Consider the following 21,408-nt stretch of genomic DNA (forward strand, 5'->3'; position numbering starts at 1 on the left):
CATCCCAGAGAATCCATTTTATGGATTCCTTGGGATAGTTACGGGCTAATTCCATGGTAGGAGTGGATTAGCTCGTATTATTTATTTTATGTAACATTTTGTAATAGTGATGAAATGGGTGATTGTATGCGGTAGTTTAATAGATAACAACTTTAGAAGTTTGTCGAATCTTGAAACCAGGGAGGAATGAGAGAGTTTGCTTTATAAAAATCTGATAGTAAGTTTATTTGCTCTATTTATTGTATTTTCCGGAGGGCTGGGAATTAAAGAAAATACGGCCTCGGCCTTACAGATTGACCCGGATGCTACTTATTCTTATGAAAGATTAACGAAAGACATCAAGGCATTGGCAGAACGTTATCCTGAAGCGATAACCTATAAATCTATTGGAACTTCCCCATATGGAAGAGAATTATGGGCGGTGAAAGTGGGCAGCGGAGATAAGAATATTCTCGTCAATGGGTCTCATCATGCCAGGGAGTGGCTGACCTCGACACTTAACATGAAAATGGTAGAGGAATATGCGAAGGCTTATTCCAATAACACAACTATCAATGGATTCCAGGTACGAACGCTGCTGAACGACGTTGCCATCTGGTTCGTTCCGATGGTAAATCCTGATGGTGTTACGCTGCAGCAGCAAGGATTGAATGCAATGCCGTCTTCTATTCATAATGATCTAATCAGAATGAATGACGGAATGAGGGATTTCACACGCTGGAAAGCCAATGCGGAAGGTGAAGACCTAAACCGCCAGTACCCGGCTGACTGGGAGAACATCAAATACAGCAGTGGAAAACCTTACTATAAAGACTTCAAAGGCTACTATCCGATGCAGGCAAAAGAAGCACGGCATTTAGCCAGCTTTACCTATGAAACTGGTCCGCGCTCAACAGTGGCTTATCATTCTGCCGGACAAATCGTCTACTGGTACTTTAATCAGACAGGAGATCAATACGATCGTGACAAACGAGTAGTAGACAATATCAGCCTGATAACAGGCTACAAACCAGTCAGCCCGCAGCCAAACCCATCCGGCGGAGGCTATACCGATTGGTTCGTCGATGAATTCAAGCGAGTAGGTTTGACAATCGAAATAGGCGCCTATCCTGGCCAGAGACATTTGCCGACAAGCGCTTTTGATCAAGCATGGAACCGAAACAAAATTGTACCACTTCGTATGGCACAAAACGCCCGATAGGAATAGTTAGCAAAAAGACCCCGGGAATCCATTAACTGGATTCCCGGGGTCTTTTGAATATAATTTAGCTTGTTGTGGGCTTTTCGGTTCTATTTCTTATTCCGGTCTTGCTACTTCACATCAATTCGGTTCAAGGCTGGTGCTTCGATGTTCTCTTCCTGTTTTAGATATTCGATCATTGCATCTAAGGCTAGCGGGCCTGTTTCCTGGTTAGTCCCTTCTTTCAGAACCGTAAACCCGTCTCCGCCAGTGGCGATATAATTGTTGACTGTAACGGTATATTGTTGTTCTGGATCAATCGGGTTGCCATTACTGTCTGTCATGGCAACAATCTTTTCCCCGTTTGGTGCGTTATCATCCCAAGTATAGTTTAATCCTGACACTTGCAATATCCGAGGGTAGCTACCTGACCATTGCTGTTCAAGGACTGCTTTTATTTGATTCCCGGTCAATGTCATCTTTACAAGGTTATTTCCGAATGGAAGCATGGTATATAGTTCTCCCCATGTGATCGGCCCTTCATCTAAGTCCGAACGAATTCCGCCGGGATTCATAAACGCAAAGTCTGTTTGCATGAAAGCCCGTTGTGAATCAGCAACAAGGTTGCCAAGTGCGGACTCTCCGCTGGCATCTGGGGCGTTCGTAATCGGTTCGGCAGCCTGGGCGATGACTTCCTGAACTAGATCTTCCACTTCTTTGCTGTAGTTATTCACCATTTCTTTCACTTCTGCATCAGGTTCAATAGCATCATGGAAGGTGGTAACTACGGACGCTTCTTTTGAAACGATGTCCTTCGTTTTTGGATCAATCATTAAATCTACATCAGAAAAAGCAGTTCCATACGAGTAAGATTCTACAATCAGCTTGCCATCTACAACCGTGTTCGCATAAGCATGGTTATGCCCGCCATAAATAACATCGACTTCATCGTCAATTTTGGGAGCGAATTCCACAACCTCTCCAGAAGCACTGGTACCATCCGGTTTGGAAGAAGCAGGAACGTGAGCAAGTACAACAATGGATTCGACGCCTTTTTCTTTCAGTTGTGCAGCTGCATTGTTAATCGCCGTTGTCTCATCGGTAAACTCAACCCCTTCGATACCACTTGGAAGAACAATGTTCTTCGTGTCTGTGGTGACTACACCGATAAAACCAATCGGCATGCCGTTGACTTTTTTAATCACATACGGAGGCAGGATCGGCTCGCCTGTTTCTTTATCCTTCACATTTGCTACCGTATAAGGGAAGGAAGCTCCTTCAAAATCTCCTGTTTCTTCATGAGTCCCTCCATCGATAAGGCGCTTCATTTCAGCAACCCCTTCATCAAACTCATGGTTGCCGACAGTTCCTACATCAAAACCAAGTTCGTTTAGAATCTCAATGGTAGGTTCATCCTGTAAGAGTGAAGAAACAGGTGAACTTGCCCCAACGACATCGCCTGCATGGACGAGTAACGTATTTTTATTGTCTTGTTCATACTGTTTCAGGTAAGCAGCCAAATATTCGGCTCCCCCTGCTTTTCTGTCACCGATGGTGCGGTAGACGTCCAGTTGACCATGGAAATCATTCATGCCTAATAGTTGTACTGGTATGTACCTTTCCTTATAGGGCTCATTGGCATCAGGAGCGGCTGAAACTGAGGTACTTAAGAGTGCTAATGATAAAAGAAATGCGGGTATGATTTTTCTCATTTGAAACATGAGTTACCTCCTTTAATTTATTGTTATCTTAAAAATAGCAGAGTAGTTTAAAATGGTATTTTACCCAGTGTTAAGATCTTGTAAGAAATTTGACATTTAGGGCTCCAGAGGATTCCTTTTATACTTCAGCTCCTTTTCTTTAAAAGTTAGGTTGTGCAGCAACTATTTATATATCAATAGAGCAAATTCCTATATATAAAAATAAAAAGGGAGGAATTTACCAACAAAATTAGACAAAAAGTCTCCCTTAGAGGAAGAGAAAGTAAAACATCCCGCGGACTCCAAATTCTGGAGTCCGCGGGATGTTTTTTTCTTTTATGAAGCATTACTTTGTTTGAGTTGTTTGTCGATTTCGTTTTTGTAAAGGTCGGAGCGGCCGCCGAAGATAGCCTGGATGTTGTTGTCGACTTTGACGACACCGGCAGCTCCCAGCTCTTTCAGACGATCCTCGTCAATACGGCCGACTTCTGCTACTTCGACGCGGAGACGAGTAAAGCAGGCATCGACATGCTTCAGGTTATCTTTCCCGCCAAGTGCTGTCATGATTTCAGCTGCAACTTCCTGGTTCCCACCGGATTTCTTGCCATCTTTTTTAGCGTTGTAATCCTTACGAGTGTAAAGCTTATTCTCCTGCCCTTTGCGACCAGGTGTGGCGATATCCCACTTTTCGATGGCGAAAGAGAACGAGAAGTAGTAAATGACAAAGAAGATAGCACCAAGTACGATGTTCATCCACCAGTTACCTGTCCCCGGAAGGGCGTTAACCAGTACATAATCGATCAGGCCGGATCCTCCAGCCCAGCCAAGATGGACATCAAGCATATAGGTGACGGCAAATGAAACACCGGCAAGGAGAGCGTGAAATACGAATAACAATGGTGCTACAAACAGGAACGTAAATTCAATCGGTTCCGTAATCCCTGTCAAAAATGCCGTACCAGCTGCTGCAATCAGCATCCCTTTAACAACACTGCGATTATCTTTATCAGCGCGGCGATACATAGCAAGTGCTGCACCTAGAAGACCGAACATGATAACCGGGAATTTACCTGCCATGAAGCGGCCGGCCGTCACTTCTACACCTTCAGCAATCTGTGCTAAGAAAATGTACTGGTCACCGGAAACCGTGCTTCCAGCAACTTCCGCAGTCCCGCCAAGGCCTGTCCATAAAAATGGTGCATACCAGATATGGTGAAGTCCGGTTGGGATCAAGACACGTTCAAGGAATCCGTAGAGCCCGATATAAAAAGGATTGGTCGCTCCATTAGCAATAACGTTTGCAACTGCATTGATACCTCCCTGGATCGGTGGCCAGACCACCATCATCGCAAGCGCAAGGAAGATGGAGGAGAACACCATAGCAATTCCAACGGAACGATCACCGGCGAAGAAGCCAAGTACTTCCGGCGGGTCGAACTCGTGGAATTTATTATAGATATAAACGGCAAGCAGACCGACGATAATCCCGCCGAGTACACCAGTTTCAAGCGTGGGAATACCAAGTGCCATTCCATATTCCCCGTTCTTGGCTGCCATTTCAGGTGTGATTTCAAGGGCGAAAGAGATCGTTTTGTTCATAATGATATACCCGAGCAAAGCAGCGAGAGCGGCAATACCGGATCCGCCAGTCAAACCAATTGCTACACCGATAGCAAAAATGATTGCCAGGTTATTAAAAATACTGATACCAATGTCGAGCATACCATTACCGATCATCTGCACAATATCATTTTGTAAAAATGCTGCTGTGTCGGCAAGGGGACCAGTCAATGCTGCTCCGATACCCAGCAGGATACCAGCTGCAGGGAGAAGGGCTACTGGTACCATCAGGGACTTTCCGAATTTCTGTAAGCTACCGAAATACTTTCTCACAAATAGAAACCTCCTTTGTATAATAGGAAACCGTTTACTTGAAAAGTGAAAGGAAAGCCTGGATAGTTTTCCAGGCCGCCCTAAGGTTATTGGGTTACTAGTTTCTTAGATTGGTGGTAAAGATCTGGCCAGTAGTCTTTGTTCGCTTCAATTAAATCATCAAGGATTTGACGGGCAACGGGGGCATCGACGACGGTGCGGTTCAACGTCAATGCCTGTAATGCTTTCTCATAGCTGTTTTCAAAATAAGCATCGACAACCAGTTTCTCATAGGCGAGCTGACCTTCAATCAAGCCTTTATAGAAAGTAGATATGTGACCGACGGTGAATGGTTTTGGTCCCCGATTAGTGATCATAGCTGGAACCTCGACCATAGCATCATCCGGCAAGCTTGCGATTGTACCATTGTTTTCGACCATGACGATGAATATATCTCCATTATTATACGCCATCGAAGCGGCAACACGGATCATATAACGTCCATGGATATCCACTTCCAGTTCTACATTTGCAGTAGAGTCATCCGCAATAATCTGGTCGGCTAAATCATGGACACGCTGCTGGCGGCCGTTAATGACCTGACGGGCACGTGTATTTTCTGGATCCTCTTTTGTCACCATTTCTGACGGGTAAAGATAGTACTGAAGATAGGTGTTCGGCAAGTACTCCGGAAAATCGGTGACCATCCGTTCAACTTGCTTGAAGGTTTTGATCCAGGACGGGTCGTTTGCAATTTCCGCATCTTCCGGGATGAAACCATCTTCCGTAATCGCACGTTTAATGGTATCGGTATGATCATTACCTTCTTTATCATAAATTTTTGTGAACCAGCCGAAGTGATTCAGACCGAAGTATTCTGGTACAAGGTCGAACACCTCTTTGCCGAGGATACCTGCGTAGCTGACCATAATAGCAGCCGGCATATCACAGATGTTGAGAAGTTTCTTATCATCCGGGAATTCACGTCGAAGCGCTTCCGCAACAATCGCTGCCGGGTTGGTGTAGTTGAGAATCCACGCCTCCGGTGAAAAGGAGCGGAGATCGTTTACAAGCTCGATCATATCGCCGATCGAGCGAAGACCGTATGCCATTCCGCCAGGACCGCACGTTTCCTGACCTACGGAATCGTATTTCAGAGGAATTTGTTCATCTTTTTCGCGCATCGCCAATCCGCCAGTACGGATTTGGACAAAAACGAAGTCAGCATTTGTCAGTGCTTCTGCTTTATCTGTTGTATAAGAGAAGCTTTCCAGTTCCGGGTACTTTTCGCGGAGAATGATTTCACTTGCTTTCGCGATTCTCTCCTGACGAGCTGCATCGGTATCATAAAAAGTAATCGATTTTAATGGAAACTGTTCTTTTTCAGCTATTAAACTCATAATCATGCCGATCGTATAGGTGCTTCCGCCGCCTACCACTACAAGGTTCTGTTTTTTCATCATTTCAACCTCCATAAAAGGTATTTAATTTGTATTAAAATTAACTTAATATGAATATAATACAAATAAATGAAAGCGTCAACATATTTCTTGGGAAAGGTTTATATCCATAATTTGGAGGACCTGGGGTGGGATTAATGGAATGTTTGTAATACGATTTTAAGTAATCCTAATTTTGGTATAATACAAATAAGAGATGTATAGAAGATAGCAGGGGGAATAATGATGGCCTCACCTTTATATAGAAAGATTGCTCAACAGATTAAACAGGAGATTGAAGCAGGGAATTGGAAGGAAGGGGAGGCAATTCCTACGGAGAAGCACCTATCCGAAAAATATGATGCCTCTCGTGTCACGATCAGACAAGCAGTAAAGACGCTGGTAGAAGAGGGGCTCCTTAAGCGAATCCAGGGAAGCGGTACCTATGTCAGTGAAAAGAAGATCGAGCATAACATTTACGAATTGGAAAGTTTTACGGAGGAAATGCGCCGGCTCAATAAACAGCCAGTCAATAATGTTATGAACTTTCAAATGATCGACCCGCCAATGCACGTAAAGAGCAAGTTACAGCTGGGGGAGGAGGAGAAAGTCTTCTATGTAAGAAGGCAGCGGCTGGTGGATGATATCCCGTATGTGTTGGAGGATACTTACCTGCCAGTTCGGTTGTTTCCGGATTTGTCCTTTAAGGTCATGAGTGGGTCTAAGTATGACTATATTGAAAAGGAACAAGGAAAGAAGATCAAAGAAAGCTTTCAGGAAGTCATTCCAATTCTTCCGGATTCGGATATAGCCGGAGCACTGGGCGTACAAGAGACGACGCCTATTTTGAAAATACAGCACTACAGTGTGTTTCAGGACGATACCATATTTGAATATAGTGAAAACTACTTCAAGAGCGACGAATACAAATTCACCCTTAGAGCTAAACGGCCAAATTAAATAACACCCCAGCTCCTCCAATTTCTAGAGGACCTGGGGTGCGGTTAATTGGTTATCAGTTAGTCTGGTAGAATTACAATCGCATCACCGACGGGTCTTTCGCCGGACGAATCAGATGGCTGATTAACCAGTTCACTGCCGACTGCCATCGTAGAAGAGCCGCCGCCATCAAGGTTCATGGCTTCGACAGCGCCTAAGCTTTTCATCAGTTTTGCACTTTCCAGGAAGTTCACACCGATGCTGTTATCTGCACGGCCATCTACCGTTACAAATAACAGATTACCGTTTTCTTTGATGCCAGCCAAAGTTCTTGGGTGGCGCTTAATTGCGAAGTTGTATAAGAAATTGGTACCCCAGTAAAAGCCTTCATCTGCTGAATGAATACTGATTTCCCCATTTTCTATCAGGCGAGGACCGCCATTTACAACACTTTCAACTTCATCTGTGGCAACCTTCTCACCGTCCACTACCAAAGTTTCCGTCACATCCACTGTCATTCCTGGCTGTGCATGAGCTTCCAACCATGCAATTTCTTCTCCTGTACCTGCGATAACAGTGCCATTCTCAGGAATCGCTCCGCCGCGGTCTCTTACTTCAATCACTTGACCATCAGTGTCTAAAACTACTTCCAATCCATCACCAGCTGGCGTCTCTCCACCGAATACTGGCTTGTATAAGATCAGTTCACTGTCATCAGTGCAAGTAACATCGTGTCGCGGTTCTTCTGTCGGTTCATCTCCACCAGTACCGCCACAGCTGCGGATCAAACCAGGCTTGCGGTTCATTCCATCATGGGTAGTGGCAGCACCGTCGGAAGATTCAGCCTTTATTTCTGTAGCAACTTCCGCAATATCGGCTGCTTCAGACTCAGTAAAGACAAGGCTGGTCCGGTCACTGACCGCTTCACTTACTAATTCGCCTTCAACCATAGAAACGCCGGCAAGCTTACCTGGCGTACCATCACGAGATCCAACTACAAAATATCCACCGTTGACAGCAGCCAGCGCCCCAGTCCTGTCGGAAATATCGGTTACTCTTTCCTTTCCTTGAACAACCCCCTGTGCGAGGGCAGAGATAATTTTCCCTTGGAAAGTATCTGGATCCACTTCGATGATATTGACTGACCAAGGGCCATCCGTTTTTGTACCATCAAAAGCAGTGAAGGTGGTAGATGCGGAAGAATACCCATCCTGTTCTAATTGCGATTCCAATTGCCTTGCTTGTTCTTCTTCCTGATATTCCCCTACACGGACAAGATAGGCAATCCGTTTTGTCTCGATGTCGTTATACTTATTGTCTTTAATCTGAGTCACGTAAGGTTGATATCCATCGGCTTTTAACTTCTTGGAGAGATCCTTACTTTCTTCTCTCGTTTCAACCAAAGAAACATTTACAGTATACACCTCGTGTTTGGAATGGTGGCCACGTTCAATATGGGTGTAAGTCACACCTGGAGCTATTTCTTCTGTTTCACGCACTTCCTCCAAACCGGAGTTGCCGAGATGCAGTTCCGTTGAGGCTGGATGAGCGGATACGACGTTTGACGAAAGTCCGCCAATTAGAAACAATAAACTGAAGATGAAACCCGCTAAGGAAGTACCGAATAACCTGCTGATGTACATGCAATCTACTCCTTTTCTAGTAAAATAGAGTCCTCAAAGGTTACTTATATATCGGAAGAGTTTAATCCTATAGATAAAACAAAAAAAGGATATAAGTACCATCAAAATTAGACAAAAGACTCCCCGAAGCCTCGATAATGGAGGGCTCCGGGGTGGAGAATACAAATACCAGATCGCCGATAAATGCTAGTGTAATAGAATTATCGAGGTTCAGGCATCGACAGCTCCCAAGCTTTTCAACAGCTTGGCATCCATAGGTGTATAGTTGACACCTGGATCAATTTCTTCTGTTTCAGGAGTTTCTTCCAGTCCTGCATGGTCGAGATCCAGTTCTATATATGCTGATACAGTATCTCCAGAAAAACCGCTAATCAACAAGAAGAAAATTAAGCCGATACACATCAAAGAAATGCTAAATAACCTATTTTTGCACATTCTATCTCCTCCTTGTCTATAAGCAAGAGTCTTCAAAATTACTTTATATATCACTAGGGGTTGGTGGCGTTGTTTTAATGTTCAATTAGAGAAATGATTGATGACTCCTTGGGTGATTGCTTTGGCGACTGATTGTTGATAGTCTGAAGACTTGACCACTTTTAATTCATGAGGGTTGGAAATAAATCCCAATTCAACTAATACAGCATCTCCTATATTTTCTCGTAACACATGAAAATTTCCATGGCGGATCCCATCGTTTTGTAAAGAGGTCGTGGAATTTAACCGTGCTTGAATATCAGATGCCAGATTCCTGCCTTTTGGTTCCTGATAATAATACGTGCTTATCCCTCTCGCAGAAGGGTAATAGGAAGCATTATAATGAACGCTTATAAAGGCGTGTGTATAATAGGCTTCACTGATTCTAACCCGTTCCTCGAGCGCAAGGTAACGGTCCTTTTCCCGCGTTAAAATTACCGTAGCCCCAGCATTGCGCATGCTCTCAGCTATTCTTTCTGTCGTTGGTAGTGTGAATACTTTTTCCGGTGTTCCATCGACAGCTATTGCACCGGGATCAAATCCGCCATGGCCGGCATCAAGGACTATATTTATTCCTTCTAACGGCCGTTCACTTATTTGTTCTTTCTCCCTGGATGCATATACCAGCCAACCAGCTATCCACCCATGTTTGCCATTCTCCAGCTGGATTTTTACCCAGCCGTTTGATTCTCCGAGTTTAGGGAATACATCTTCATCGGTGGCTTGTGTTATAACCTTATAATCCGTACTTGGCCCTGTACGTATATTTGCGACATCGACGCCAACTGTCACCTGACTTGTATGTTGGCTGCCAGAACTTCCGGTTTTAAATAAGTATTGAGAAGCAACCCACCCGGTTACTCCTTCATAACTCACTTTTGCCCAACCGTATTTGATATCTTTGACGTGTATGATCTCCCCATTAGGGTAGGAACCGATTACTTCAGCATTCATTGTTGGGCTGCTGCGTACATTCAGGGATGTAGCCCCGACTTCGTAATTGCCGCTTTCGTGGGCACCCGCTGAAATGATCGAAAACTGAAATAGAAGCGTCAGGAAAAATAAAAATAACCCAATATATGAACATAAAAACAAACGGTATGTGCGGATAGTTATCTCTCCTTTATTAATCTTTCATTTTGTTACGGAATTGTAGCATTTCGACAGAAAAATACAATATTTATTCCTAAAAACAGATAATACCGCTCATTAAATTTAGTTATTTTTTCTCAAACAAAAAAAGGTGACCCCGCAAAGAGAAATTTCGCAAGGGTCACAATTTTTACTAGTTTTTCAATTCCAAATGTTCCTGAAGCATGTTGGAAAGTTTCTCTACTTTATCTTCGTTCGGCATATAATAATAGACTTCATCCATTTCACCATCTTGACCTGGTATTTCATGCTGTTTCACCTTATTGAGGGCATCCTTGTAATTGGACTGCACATTCCAAGCTTCCTCCAAGCTGAAGTTTGTCCTGACATTGTCTTCTACGACACTCAGTATTTCTTCTATCCTTTTTATAGAAGATAGACTTTTTGCTTTATTTAACATTCCTTGGAAAACCTTCCGCTGTCGTTCTTGACGACCGAGATCTCCACGAGGATCTTTATGCCTCATTCGCACGTAGTTGGCTGCTTCTTCACCAGTCAACTCAATGGTCCCTTTCTTAAAATGAGAGCGTCTATAAGTGAATTCCATATTATTTTGGACTTTAACACCATCTAGGGCATTAATCATATCCTGTAATCCTTCCATGTCGACACGTACAAAATAATCTACAGGAACATCGAGAAAATTCTCTACTGTCCGGATAGTCATTTCTGTGCCGCCAAATACGTAGGCATGATTGATTTTATCTTTCTTGTTTTCCCCTACAATCTTTGTATAAGTATCACGTGGAATACTTACCATGTGGGTAGAATTATTCTTTGGATTAACGGTTAGTAAAATTAATGTATCTGTCCTTCTGTAAACGTCTCCCTGACTGCCTGGTTCATCGATACCCATCAGTAATAGTGAAAAGGGATCTCCTTCTTCAAAGTTAATCGCTTCCCGACGCTTGTCTGATTTGTTACGGTCGATATCTTCCTGGATATTCGTAAATGTAGAAGTTACGAGGTTCCATCCATAACTTCCTGCAGCCACAATTACTACACTGAGGCTGGTCAGAAATATAAGCATAATTTTTTTCCATTTTATTTTTTTCTTCATGATTACCTCACCTAAACATTTTGTCGATATGTTGTTACTTTAGCGGAAGCAGGTTCTACTTCATATTTTCTTCCGGTTCGTGAGACCTTTTTCCAATCCCTGTTAAAAAAATACGCAACACTGCCATACATAACGAAATACATGGTGACAAAACGGTGAATAAACACATCATATACAACAGTGTTGAATAAGCGTAATCGATCTCCTTTATCAAATGTAAATCCGTACCGTTTTACCTGTACGATTGCGAGTAGATTATAGATGAAATTAAATAAGAAAATATAGGATAAATAAACAATGATAAACCCTAAGAATACAAAAGCAATATTCAAAAATGCACTCGCCACGAAGAATCCTGCGGTAATGTAGGCAGCGACAATGCCTACAAAAAAAGATTCAATGATGTAAAAAAAAGAAACAGCTTTTGTTACAACTGTCTTACTTAAAAAGGACCTGAAGTGAACCAGACAGTCCATATAGGACTTTTGCCAGCGGATTCGTTGTTTAAATAAATCTTTCCATGTTTCAGGTAACTCGGTATAACTGATAGCCTCCGTTATCAACAGGATTTTTTTATCTTTCTGTTTTGCAATATACCTGTGGATTTTCAATGTTATATCGATATCCTCCCCAACAGAAGAACGATATCCTCCGACATCAATCAACATCTTTTTTGAAAAAATGCCAAATGCGCCCGAGATGATAGCTAAGGCTTGGAAGCGTGCAAGTGATAATTTCGTTACATAAAATGCCTTCATAAAGTCAAGCATTTGTACACGTACCAGCATTTTAGTTCCGGCTAGTGATAATTTCTTTAATGGGTTACTTGTTTTTGTTTGCAATACATGAACCATACCGCCTGCAGCTACAACTTCCGGGTTAGCGAATTTTTCATTTATTACTTTAAGCGAAGGGGCGGTGAGAACGGTATCTGCATCCAATGTAACAACCAACTCTTTTGAAGCGTACTCTATTCCTGCATTCAAGGCATCTGCTTTGCCCCCGTTCATTTTATCGACTACGTAAATATTTGGGTTTAGACTTGATTGATACACCTTTTTTACATTGTTGTGCGCAAGTTTTCCAATCGGGATTTTTGCAGAGGGCTTCAAGTGTAAGTGCCGGTGCAAAATAGAAAAGGTCTCATCAGTCGAACCATCATTGATGTAGACCACTTCAAAGTTCTCATACGTCAAAGACTTCATACTTTGAATGGATGTTTCGATGATTCCGGCTTCATTATAGGAGGGAACCAGGATACTGATGCCTTTTTCAGTTGAGGGGGAAAGTGTTACCAGTTCATCCTCTTCCCGAAACCAGGGCATACAGTGAAACAAATGAAGCAGGGGGAAGAATAGACATAAACCAAAAAATATTGTTAAAAATAGTTCCAAGTATAAAGCCTCCTCTATTAATGGATTTCACTAACATATTCAGGTCAGCTGATAACTTTTACAAGAGGAAATAGCTAAAATCTAACGGATGGACTAGCAAAATAGGAAGGATGAAATATGTCGAAAATAACCAGATGTGCGGATGGTATTGTAACTTTTTAACAAAAAGCATATTTTCATTGATTGCTATATAAGGTTAGAAGGTTTATTAAAAAATGAAATAGTGGTTTCTTCAGATGGGGAGAATAATCGGGAGGCTGTTTAATAGAAATATATTATTTACTATTTAGCATTATATGACGATAATTGTTATGGGAGGTATGCTACTAATTTATTACATCGCTATGTAAAATGTATCAGATTAGAGGAATCTTTGAAAAAAACACAAATTTAACCAGTAGTATGTGCTATAATGTGACTAGTTTTTGCAAAAGTCAACAAAGATACTTGGAGGGACATGCATGGAAGAAACAATTTCACTGAAGGAGATTGCGCAGGTATTGAAGAAGCGCTTCTGGCTGATTCTATCAACAGCAGTAGCGGCAGTTGCCATCGCTGCATTGCTCAGTTACTATTTCCTAACGCCTACTTATGAAGCTACTACGCAATTCATTGTAAATACAAGTCAATCAGAGGAAGAATCGGAGTTTGATGTGAACGATATCCGAACTGATGTTGAACTAATCAATACATATAATGTAGTTATCAAAAGTCCGGCTATCCTGGATGATGTCGTATCTGAGTTGGAGTTAAATAGATCTGCAGATAATCTGCGTCAGAGTCTGAATATATCCAGCGAGCAGAATTCACAAGTTGTATCTGTTACGGTTACTGATACAAATCAAAATCGTGCTGCCATGGTTGCCAATACAACGGTTGAGGTTTTTCACGAAAAAATTCAGGATTACATGAATGTGGATAACGTCAATATATTATCCGAGGCTCAACCTGTAGATAATCCCACACCTGTAAGTCCCAAGCCATTGTTAAACATGGCCATTGCCCTGGTTCTTGGACTGATGGTAGGTGTCGGTATAGCATTCTTATTAGAGTACCTGGATAACACCATCAAGGCTGAAAAAGATATTGAAGACAAGCTTGGCTTACCGGTTTTAGGTATCATTACTCACATTAGTGAAGACGAAATTGTGAAGTCGGCTGAAGCGGCTAATGCAACTTCATTACGTACGAAGAGAGGAGAAAGCCGTTATGAGACGAAGCAAAAAGAAACTGTCTAATAAAAAGGCCCGTACGCTGATTGCCAAAATGAATCCCCGCTCTCCGATCTCAGAACAATATCGGACGATACGGACAAACTTACAATTCGCATCTGTCGATCAGGAACTTCGTACGATGATGGTAACATCTGCAGGCCCCGCTGAGGGAAAGTCACTAACCGTTTCCAATCTGGCAGTAACTTTCGCCCAGCAGGATAAAAAGGTGCTGTTAGTTGATGCAGATATGCGGAAACCGACCTTGCACTATACGTTTCGGCTGGATAATAGCCGTGGGCTCAGCAGTGTATTAATTGGTGATAAGCTTATGCATGATGTTGTTCAACAAAGTGATTTAGATAACCTGAATTTAATGTCATCGGGACCGATTCCTCCAAACCCGTCCGAGTTACTCGGCTCCCGGGCAATGGAAAACTTCCTGCAAGCGGCTAAGCAATCGTATGATGTGGTGATATTCGATACCGCTCCCGTGCTGGCAGTAACGGATGGGCAAATTCTATCAAACATATGCGATGGGGTATTGCTTGTGACCCGAAGTAAACAGACGGAAATCGATGCAGGTAAAAAAGCAGTAGATTTGCTTCACCAGGTGAATGCCAATGTACTTGGTGCCGTTCTAAATGATGTCGAACAGAAAAAATCAAATTATTATTATTACTATGGATCATAGGAAATGCTCTCTGCGAAAGCAGAGAGCATTTTTTTGTGCAAATATAGTGACATTCCTGCAGATGTCCGTATGGAAAGCTACCAGGTGATTCTTCTTAAAAACTATTATCCGGAAGATCGTACGCGTCTTGTCATCTATCCGGCAGCGATGCGTTAGGCAGGTCCAAAGGAGGCTATCTTGCATGCGATTGTCCGTAAAAACTATGGCTGCACACACTTTATTGTCGGCCGTGACCATGCTGGTGTCGGTGACTATTACGGCACTTATGAAGCGCAGGACTTCATTACTCAATTTGAAGATGAATTAGGCATTCAAATTTTTAAATTCGAGCATGCTTTCTACTGCACAGAATGCGGAAACATGGCATCTGCTAAAACTTGCCCACACGGTAAAGAAAACCATGTACACCTTAGCGGTACAAAGGTACGTGAATTGTTACGTAATGGCGAACGTCCTCCAAAAGAATTCTCTCGTCCGGAAGTGGCGGATGTTTTAATCAAAGGGATGCAAAAGCAAACCGTATAGAGGATGGTCTGAATGACGTTTGAAATGATCCTTGTGATCATTGTTATAACATTAATGCTGGCCGGGTTATTTTTCGAAATGGCTCGACCGGATCTTCTTGTTTTTTTTACTCTGTTCTTTTTCATAATGACAGATATCGTCAGTACCGATGAAGCACTTGTTGGTTTTTCTAATGAGGGTATGTTGACGGTTGGTTTGTTATTCATCGTTGCTGGTGCTTTTGAACGTAGTGGATTAGTAGAGCGGCTGGTTTCATCCATGCTGGCAAAAGCAAATACACGTCAGGGTGCGATGTTTCGCCTGCTCGTCCCCATTTCTGGGTTTTCTGATTTTCTAAATAATACACCGATTGTCGTTACTTTAACGCCAATTGTACGTAAATGGGCATCCGAGAATAATATCTCTCCATTCAAATTCCTTTTACCATTATCTTATGCAGCCATCCTAGGTGGTACCATTACTCTGATGGGAACTTCCACTAACCTAGTGATTCATGGGTTACTGCTTGATTTTGGGGAAAAAGGATTTAACTTTTTCGAATTGGCATGGGTAGGGGTTCCTATCACCTTTATAGGCCTTGTTTATTTGATAGTAGTAGGACACCGTTTCCTCCCTGACCATAAAAGCTTAATAGAAAAGGTAAGAGAAAAGAATACCAAAGACTACCTTAGCGAAATACAACCTTGGAATCGGCAGCGGTTTTTCAGTGAAAGATGTGATTGACGCAGCCAGACGGGTAACCAAACACCCAATTCCAGCTGTCGTGGAGGAGCGGCGTGCGGGTGACCCCGCTCAATTAGTGGCATCTTCAGAAAAGATTCAAAAAGAGCTGGGATGGGCACCAAAGTATACCAAACATGGAAGACATCATTGCTACTGCATGGGGGTGGCATCAGAAATACCCAGATGGTTATGTTATGAAGGAAAATAAGAGGTGATTATCCGATGACTTCCAGAAGAGCCAGGCAATCTGCTCATCGTAAAAGTAAAAAATGGCTTAAAATCATATCGTTAGTAGTTTTATTCGTTATTCTTGGTGGTGGAGGATATGCATACTCTATCTATAATAATGCTAAGCAAACTGTAGATAAGAAAATGCATACCCCAGTAGCATCGATTGATTATGATATTGGGAAGAAAAAAGTGAAAGAAAATAAACCTGTTAATATTCTTCTGATGGGGGTAGACGAACGTAAAAACGATCGCGGTCGTTCTGATGCCTTGATGGTCATGACGTTGGACCCTACAAATGACCGTATGCAGCTGATCAGTATCCCCCGTGATACGAGAACCACTATAGTCGGAGATGGCCGTCAGGATAAAATCAACCATGCTTATGCTTTTGGCGGTACTGACATGGCGATTAATACCGTGGAAGAATTTCTGGATATCGAACTTGATTACTATGTCAGCATGAATATGGAAGGTCTGACAGAAATGGTAGATGCCGTGGGTGGCATCACCGTCAATAATAAACTGGACTGGAAAGATCGCGGTTATTATAAGAAAGGGTATCATTATGTCAAAGGAGAAATTGAACTCGACGGGCTAAAGGCGATGGGATATGTGCGGATGAGGTATCAGGATCCAAATGGTGATTTTGGAAGGAATGAACGACAACGCCAGGTTATCGAAGGAATTATTGATAAAGGTGCCAATATTGCAACTGTTCATAAAATTGATGACATCCTTGAGGTATTAGGTAATAACATGAGAACGAACATGGCGTTTAGCGATATGAAGAACCTTCTCACCAATTACAATAAGACAAGAGAAAATAGGGTTACATACCAAATGGTTGGCCAAGGTATTAAGGTGAATGGGATTTATTACCTCGATATTCCCGAGAATGAAGTACAGAAAGTGCACAATATGATCGAAGAATATAACTCATAGGGAAACTATCTAATTAGTGTAGTTTTTTGTGTGAATTTTACGAACGATTTTCCTTATGATCCATCTTCTGGTAGCATACAGTTACATTAACCAGAGATGGAGGACAAAAAGATGGAAGAGAACAACTTTGCAAAAGGATGTATGTGGGGGATCTTGCTCTCTCTGCCACTATGGATCCTCATCATTCTTTTAGTCTACCTTATGACGAAATGAATGATAATGATAATGTTTAAGAGTTAATCATTTTGGATATCATGGAGTCTATCAATGAAATACCAATCTAAGACCAATGATTGGAGAACGATCATGTTTAAAGAAAATGATTTCATTACCGGATTCAGGTGGGCTCTACTTATCAGTATTCCTTTGTGGCTTCTCTTTTTTGGCTGGTTAAAATGGCTGGCAAGCTAAGAAACCATTCACTAAGATCAATAGAGCAGAAGAGATTAGAAGCTATTTACAAAACAAGGCTATTAGGACTTGTATCCCTCGCATTGTTACATTATAGTTACAATAGAGGCCTTTTATACTGGGTTTTTGGGAAAATTAACTTATTTGTGAATTCTAAGTAGTTCCTAAGCTTAGACGTTAATGAATAGAAATCCCATATAAAAGGTTGGTTAGTGAAGGAATGAGGAAAAATCATGGGGAATTTTGTTTCTAATCGAAAGCTGGTTAAGTTTCTTGCCTTACTCCCTATCATCATTATTTTATATGTTAACTGGCAGATATTAAGTGTCTGGGAAACTACGATGAGTTATCTGGTCTGTTTGTTTTTAGATGTGCTCACCGTTACTTTCAGTGTCTTTATGGTTCATTTAGCGGATGTAAGGGGATGTAAGAAAGAGCAATCTAAACGAGGTTCAACTATATGGGAAGATCTGAAGCTGAAAAAACTACTAGAATATAGGAAATGTAACTGACGAACGAACAATAAACCACCCTATCCTCCTATGTTGGAGGATAGGGTGGTTTGTTATGCTATACTAGACGGATAGTTTATGAGATCAAAAGATTGATTAAAGAAAGTGGTGAGTCGGATGATAGATATTCATTGCCATATACTGCCTGGAGTGGATGATGGCGCCTCTACTTTGGAAGATAGTATCGTAATGGCAAAAGAAGCGGTTGATCAGGGGATTGATACGATTATTGCTACCCCGCATCATAAGAATGGAGAATATGAGAATTCACGTCTTGAAATCTTTGGCCATGTGCAACAATTAAACGCTGAATTGGAACTGAGAGGGATAGCGCTGACCATACTCCCTGGACAGGAAACTCGTATCTATGGAGAAATGGTCCAGGATTTAATAAAAGAAGAGATATTGCCGTTGAATGTTGATAGCGGTTATGTGTTTGTTGAACTCCCTTCAGACCAGGTCCCTCGCTATACGGAGCGTCTATTATTTGATCTTCAGCGAGAAGGGATCAAACCGGTCATTGTTCATCCGGAACGAAATAAAAAACTGATTCAGGAACCAGACCTGCTTTATCAATTTGTAAAAGGTGGTGCCTATACCCAGGTTACGGCTGCCAGTGTAGCTGGAAAATTTGGAAAATCGATTCAAAAATTTTCCCATCAATTAATTGAAGCCAATCTTACTCATTTGGTTGCATCGGATGCCCATAATACCCATAGTCGTGGTTTCTATTTGAAAAAAGCTTATGAAGTGATAAAGAATAAATATGGGGCTTCATCCGTATATTATTTTATGGAAAATGCTTTTTACGTTACAGAAGGGCAGATGCTGGCGGCTAATCCTCCTGAGCATATAAAAAGAAAAAAATTCCTTGGTATTTTTTAATTTACTAAAGTCTATACATCGAATCGACAATCTTTGTCGATTCGATGTATTTTTTTTGTCATTTTGCCAAAATCATCATATTTTACTAACCATATAATTCTTAAGATGTATGATATTACCTTTATTAAGGGGGATAGGTGAATTTAGTCATATTTAACAATGAGACTAATAGAGTTCTATCTATTGGAAAAATTTTAAAAACAGTAGGAGTATAGTTGTTTGAATTCGGATTCTTGGGTATTAGGTAGAATTGCCCGCATCTTTAAACCATTATTATTAAACGGAAGGTCTGTGTTAACATATTCATTAATAAAATGTGTTTCTTTCCAATAGACCCAACAATTGGAATTTAATTTGTATCGCTAAGTCGATTACCTGCCAGTTTGGGTGCTTTCACATGACTCAGCCTATTTTTTATTGCGGAAAATAATTTCAAATTGAAATAAATTGGATCCAGCATACATGTGCTCCCGGTCTGCCACCACTTAGCTGTAAAGAAAATTTATCAATCAAGAAGGCGGAAGGAAGGTGTAATTATTGACATACAGTAAACGCTTAGCAGCTTTAATTCTGATAGACTCGATCATCGTTACTTTTTCTATATTCATGTCCCATTATTTTCTGAATCCCTATATGCATGATTTCGACCGTTTGATGTTCGTGTCATCAGTCACGCTGCTATTAACTCATCATTTGTTTTCATATCTTTTAGATTTATACAAAAAAGTATGGCGTTACGCCAGTATCGAGGAACTGATCGGTATATTAGTTGCAGTGACAGGGTCAATTGCAGTAACTACTTTTGAACAATTGCTGTTTTTTGGTGTGGTATATGAACGGGCATTAATTGTAACCTGGATGCTTCATATCATATTGATTGGGGGCGTTCGATTAGCATGGCGTTATTACAATACATATGGCTTCCACTTTGCGTTGGGGCGAAAAGTTAATCAGGCTAATGAAGATCAGGATAAAAAGCGGACGTTAATTGTCGGGGCGGGTTCTGCTGGGCAGATGCTTGCTCGACAAATGAAAGGAAATGAACAGCAGGATATCAATTTAATTGGGTTTATTGATGATAATTTTACGCTTCATCAATTATCAGTCAATAATGTCCCTGTACTTGGGAATACAAACGATTTGGCACAGGTGGTAGAGGATAAATCGATCAATCACATTGTTATTGCCATGCCTTCTGTAGAACGGGAAAGAGTAAAGGAAATTATCACGGAAGCACAAAAAATAGTGCCGAATGTTCAAACGCTCCCCATGATTGAGGATATTGCTCTTGGCAATATATCGGTTAGTCAAATTCGTGATGTTTCCATCGAAGATCTGCTTGGACGGGACCCGGTAGAGTTGGATATCGATTCTATTTCTAATGAGATACAAGGACAGACGGTCATGGTAACTGGTGCAGGTGGTTCAATCGGATCAGAAATCTGCCGCCAGCTGGTCAAATTTAAACCGGAAAAATTGCTTTTATTAGGACACGGAGAAAACAGCATTTATACCATCCATATGGAACTAAAGCAATTAGGACTGGACACGGAACTTATTCCGCTTATCGCGGATATTCAGGATAGAGATCGGATTATTCAGCTGGTTGGGGAGTATGTACCAGCCTATATTTATCATGCAGCCGCACATAAACATGTGCCTCTAATGGAAGCAAACCCAATGGAAGCAGTAAAGAATAACGTAATTGGAACTAAGAACGTAGCAGAAGCGGCAGATTTAGCCGGCGTTGGTAATTTTGTTCTCATTTCCTCCGATAAAGCAGTAAATCCGCCGAATGTAATGGGATCGACAAAGCGTATTGCAGAAATGGTGATCCAGCAGCTGGCTCAATCCAGCACGACGAAATTTGTAGCGGTACGGTTTGGGAATGTACTGGGAAGTCGGGGGAGTGTTATCCCACTCTTTAAAAAGCAGATCGCCAATGGTGGACCAGTAACGGTTACCCATCCTGACATGACAAGATACTTTATGACCATACCGGAAGCATCTCGGCTTGTGTTACAAGCAGGAGCACTAGCAGAAGGCGGGGAAATATTTGTACTTGATATGGGAGAACCAGTCAAAATCGTTGATTTAGCCAGAAATTTGATTCAGCTGTCAGGATACAACATAGAAGAAATAGGTATTGAATATACAGGGATACGGCCAGGAGAAAAAATGTACGAGGAACTATTGAACGACAACGAGTACAATCAAAAGCCTGTATTCCCTAAGATTTTTGTTGGAAATTCAGTAGAAGTAGATTTTGACAAAGTAGATGTACTTATTAAAGAACATTTCATATTCGATCAGCAATATTTAAAAGATTATGTGCTTTCGTTGGCCAATGATAAAGATATCGCCTCGTATTCGTTTGCGAAAGTGGATGGCTGAAATATCGCCAAAGTTTCAATTAAAGAT

General features: G+C 41.6%; 18 protein-coding genes and 2 pseudogenes. 12 read left to right on the forward strand and 8 right to left on the reverse strand.

Annotation, left to right across the window (positions count from 1 at the left end; translation table 11 throughout):
- Positions 1 to 196: 196 nt before the first annotated feature.
- A complete protein-coding gene (locus BLV00_RS10920) occupies positions 197 to 1,201 on the forward strand; it encodes a M14 family metallopeptidase (RefSeq protein ID WP_093045025.1) in 1,005 nt (334 codons plus the stop codon).
- Between the two features lie 110 nt (positions 1,202 to 1,311).
- Here the strand turns inward: BLV00_RS10920 and BLV00_RS10925 are convergent, their stop codons facing one another.
- From BLV00_RS10925 to BLV00_RS10935, 3 genes are all read right to left on the reverse strand, one after another.
- Positions 1,312 to 2,901 carry a bifunctional metallophosphatase/5'-nucleotidase gene (locus tag BLV00_RS10925; RefSeq protein WP_093045026.1) on the reverse strand — a complete coding sequence of 530 codons (1,590 nt, stop codon included), beginning with the start codon at positions 2,899 to 2,901 and terminating at the stop codon, positions 1,312 to 1,314.
- Positions 2,902 to 3,216: 315 nt separating this feature from the next.
- On the reverse strand, positions 3,217 to 4,773 hold the full coding sequence (locus BLV00_RS10930; RefSeq protein WP_093045027.1) for a PTS transporter subunit EIIC: 1,557 nt from the start codon (positions 4,771 to 4,773) through the stop codon (positions 3,217 to 3,219).
- Positions 4,774 to 4,859: 86 nt separating this feature from the next.
- Entirely contained in the window at positions 4,860 to 6,212 is a 1,353-nt protein-coding gene (locus tag BLV00_RS10935; RefSeq protein ID WP_093045028.1) for a 6-phospho-alpha-glucosidase, read from the reverse strand.
- 225 nt (positions 6,213 to 6,437) lie between these two features.
- On the opposite strand from BLV00_RS10935, the gene BLV00_RS10940 reads away from it, so the two are divergent.
- Complete coding sequence (locus BLV00_RS10940) at positions 6,438 to 7,151, forward strand: GntR family transcriptional regulator (protein WP_093045029.1); 714 nt, start codon at positions 6,438 to 6,440, stop codon at positions 7,149 to 7,151.
- Between the two features lie 59 nt (positions 7,152 to 7,210).
- On the opposite strand, the gene BLV00_RS10945 is transcribed toward BLV00_RS10940, so the two are convergent.
- The 5 genes from BLV00_RS10945 to BLV00_RS10965 form a co-directional block, all read right to left on the reverse strand.
- The gene (locus BLV00_RS10945; protein WP_093045030.1) at positions 7,211 to 8,773 is read right to left on the reverse strand and encodes a phosphodiester glycosidase family protein; all 1,563 of its coding nucleotides are present in this window, start codon (positions 8,771 to 8,773) and stop codon (positions 7,211 to 7,213) included.
- Positions 8,774 to 8,983: 210 nt separating this feature from the next.
- Positions 8,984 to 9,208 (reverse strand): hypothetical protein, encoded by a 225-nt coding sequence (locus tag BLV00_RS10950; RefSeq protein ID WP_093045031.1) that lies wholly within the window; start codon positions 9,206 to 9,208, stop codon positions 8,984 to 8,986.
- Between the two features lie 81 nt (positions 9,209 to 9,289).
- The gene (locus BLV00_RS10955) at positions 9,290 to 10,342 is read right to left on the reverse strand and encodes an N-acetylmuramoyl-L-alanine amidase family protein (RefSeq protein WP_093045032.1); all 1,053 of its coding nucleotides are present in this window, start codon (positions 10,340 to 10,342) and stop codon (positions 9,290 to 9,292) included.
- Positions 10,343 to 10,532: 190 nt separating this feature from the next.
- Complete coding sequence (locus BLV00_RS10960) at positions 10,533 to 11,459, reverse strand: LCP family glycopolymer transferase (protein WP_093045033.1); 927 nt, start codon at positions 11,457 to 11,459, stop codon at positions 10,533 to 10,535.
- 11 nt (positions 11,460 to 11,470) lie between these two features.
- Positions 11,471 to 12,853: a glycosyltransferase family 2 protein gene (locus BLV00_RS10965; RefSeq protein WP_093045034.1), complete on the reverse strand. Its 1,383-nt coding sequence runs from the start codon at positions 12,851 to 12,853 to the stop codon at positions 11,471 to 11,473.
- A 461-nt stretch (positions 12,854 to 13,314) separates the two neighbouring features.
- On the opposite strand from BLV00_RS10965, the gene BLV00_RS10970 reads away from it, so the two are divergent.
- From BLV00_RS10970 to BLV00_RS11005, 10 genes and pseudogenes are all read left to right on the forward strand, one after another.
- On the forward strand, positions 13,315 to 14,091 hold the full coding sequence (locus tag BLV00_RS10970; RefSeq protein WP_093045035.1) for a YveK family protein: 777 nt from the start codon (positions 13,315 to 13,317) through the stop codon (positions 14,089 to 14,091).
- Positions 14,063 to 14,758 (forward strand): CpsD/CapB family tyrosine-protein kinase, encoded by a 696-nt coding sequence (locus BLV00_RS10975; RefSeq protein WP_093045036.1) that lies wholly within the window; start codon positions 14,063 to 14,065, stop codon positions 14,756 to 14,758. The genes BLV00_RS10970 and BLV00_RS10975 overlap by 29 nt, the downstream gene beginning before the upstream one ends.
- Before the next feature lie 39 nt (positions 14,759 to 14,797).
- A pseudogene (gene sat, locus BLV00_RS10980) lies at positions 14,798 to 15,283 on the forward strand (sulfate adenylyltransferase); the annotation flags it as partial.
- A 78-nt stretch (positions 15,284 to 15,361) separates the two neighbouring features.
- Positions 15,362 to 16,006, forward strand: a complete 645-nt coding sequence (locus BLV00_RS10985) for an SLC13 family permease (protein ID WP_281243017.1) — start codon at positions 15,362 to 15,364, stop codon at positions 16,004 to 16,006.
- Positions 15,960 to 16,221, forward strand: a pseudogene (locus BLV00_RS21690) (UDP-glucose 4-epimerase GalE); the annotation flags it as partial. The gene BLV00_RS10985 and the pseudogene BLV00_RS21690, both read left to right, overlap by 47 nt.
- A 7-nt stretch (positions 16,222 to 16,228) precedes the next feature.
- Positions 16,229 to 17,179 (forward strand): LCP family glycopolymer transferase, encoded by a 951-nt coding sequence (locus BLV00_RS10990; protein ID WP_093045038.1) that lies wholly within the window; start codon positions 16,229 to 16,231, stop codon positions 17,177 to 17,179.
- Between the two features lie 267 nt (positions 17,180 to 17,446).
- Entirely contained in the window at positions 17,447 to 17,590 is a 144-nt protein-coding gene (locus BLV00_RS21970; protein WP_176791459.1) for a hypothetical protein, read from the forward strand.
- Between the two features lie 233 nt (positions 17,591 to 17,823).
- Positions 17,824 to 18,102, forward strand: a complete 279-nt coding sequence (locus tag BLV00_RS10995) for a hypothetical protein (protein WP_093045039.1) — start codon at positions 17,824 to 17,826, stop codon at positions 18,100 to 18,102.
- 117 nt (positions 18,103 to 18,219) lie between these two features.
- On the forward strand, positions 18,220 to 18,987 hold the full coding sequence (locus BLV00_RS11000; RefSeq protein ID WP_093045040.1) for a tyrosine-protein phosphatase: 768 nt from the start codon (positions 18,220 to 18,222) through the stop codon (positions 18,985 to 18,987).
- 537 nt (positions 18,988 to 19,524) lie between these two features.
- Positions 19,525 to 21,381, forward strand: a complete 1,857-nt coding sequence (locus tag BLV00_RS11005; protein ID WP_093045041.1) for a polysaccharide biosynthesis protein — start codon at positions 19,525 to 19,527, stop codon at positions 21,379 to 21,381.
- Positions 21,382 to 21,408: the final 27 nt, after the last annotated feature.

This window comes from Thalassobacillus cyri (assembly GCF_900107755.1).
GTDB lineage: Bacteria > Bacillota > Bacilli > Bacillales > Halobacillaceae > Thalassobacillus > Thalassobacillus cyri.

Excerpts from the sequence above, each read along its gene's own strand:
- BLV00_RS10925 (WP_093045026.1), bottom strand. The coding sequence starts at position 2,901 with ATGTTTCAAATGAGAAAAATCATACCCGCATTTCTTTTATCATTAGCA.
- BLV00_RS10935 (WP_093045028.1), bottom strand. The coding sequence starts at position 6,212 with ATGAAAAAACAGAACCTTGTAGTGGTAGGCGGCGGAAGCACCTATACG.
- BLV00_RS10940 (WP_093045029.1), top strand. The coding sequence starts at position 6,438 with ATGGCCTCACCTTTATATAGAAAGATTGCTCAACAGATTAAACAGGAG.
- BLV00_RS10945 (WP_093045030.1), bottom strand. The coding sequence starts at position 8,773 with ATGTACATCAGCAGGTTATTCGGTACTTCCTTAGCGGGTTTCATCTTC.
- BLV00_RS10950 (WP_093045031.1), bottom strand. The coding sequence starts at position 9,208 with ATGTGCAAAAATAGGTTATTTAGCATTTCTTTGATGTGTATCGGCTTA.
- BLV00_RS10960 (WP_093045033.1), bottom strand. The coding sequence starts at position 11,459 with ATGAAGAAAAAAATAAAATGGAAAAAAATTATGCTTATATTTCTGACC.
- BLV00_RS10970 (WP_093045035.1), top strand. The coding sequence starts at position 13,315 with ATGGAAGAAACAATTTCACTGAAGGAGATTGCGCAGGTATTGAAGAAG.
- BLV00_RS10975 (WP_093045036.1), top strand. The coding sequence starts at position 14,063 with ATGAGACGAAGCAAAAAGAAACTGTCTAATAAAAAGGCCCGTACGCTG.
- BLV00_RS10985 (WP_281243017.1), top strand. The coding sequence starts at position 15,362 with ATGGCTCGACCGGATCTTCTTGTTTTTTTTACTCTGTTCTTTTTCATA.
- BLV00_RS10990 (WP_093045038.1), top strand. The coding sequence starts at position 16,229 with ATGACTTCCAGAAGAGCCAGGCAATCTGCTCATCGTAAAAGTAAAAAA.
- BLV00_RS21970 (WP_176791459.1), top strand. The coding sequence starts at position 17,447 with ATGAAATACCAATCTAAGACCAATGATTGGAGAACGATCATGTTTAAA.
- BLV00_RS10995 (WP_093045039.1), top strand. The coding sequence starts at position 17,824 with ATGGGGAATTTTGTTTCTAATCGAAAGCTGGTTAAGTTTCTTGCCTTA.
- BLV00_RS11000 (WP_093045040.1), top strand. The coding sequence starts at position 18,220 with ATGATAGATATTCATTGCCATATACTGCCTGGAGTGGATGATGGCGCC.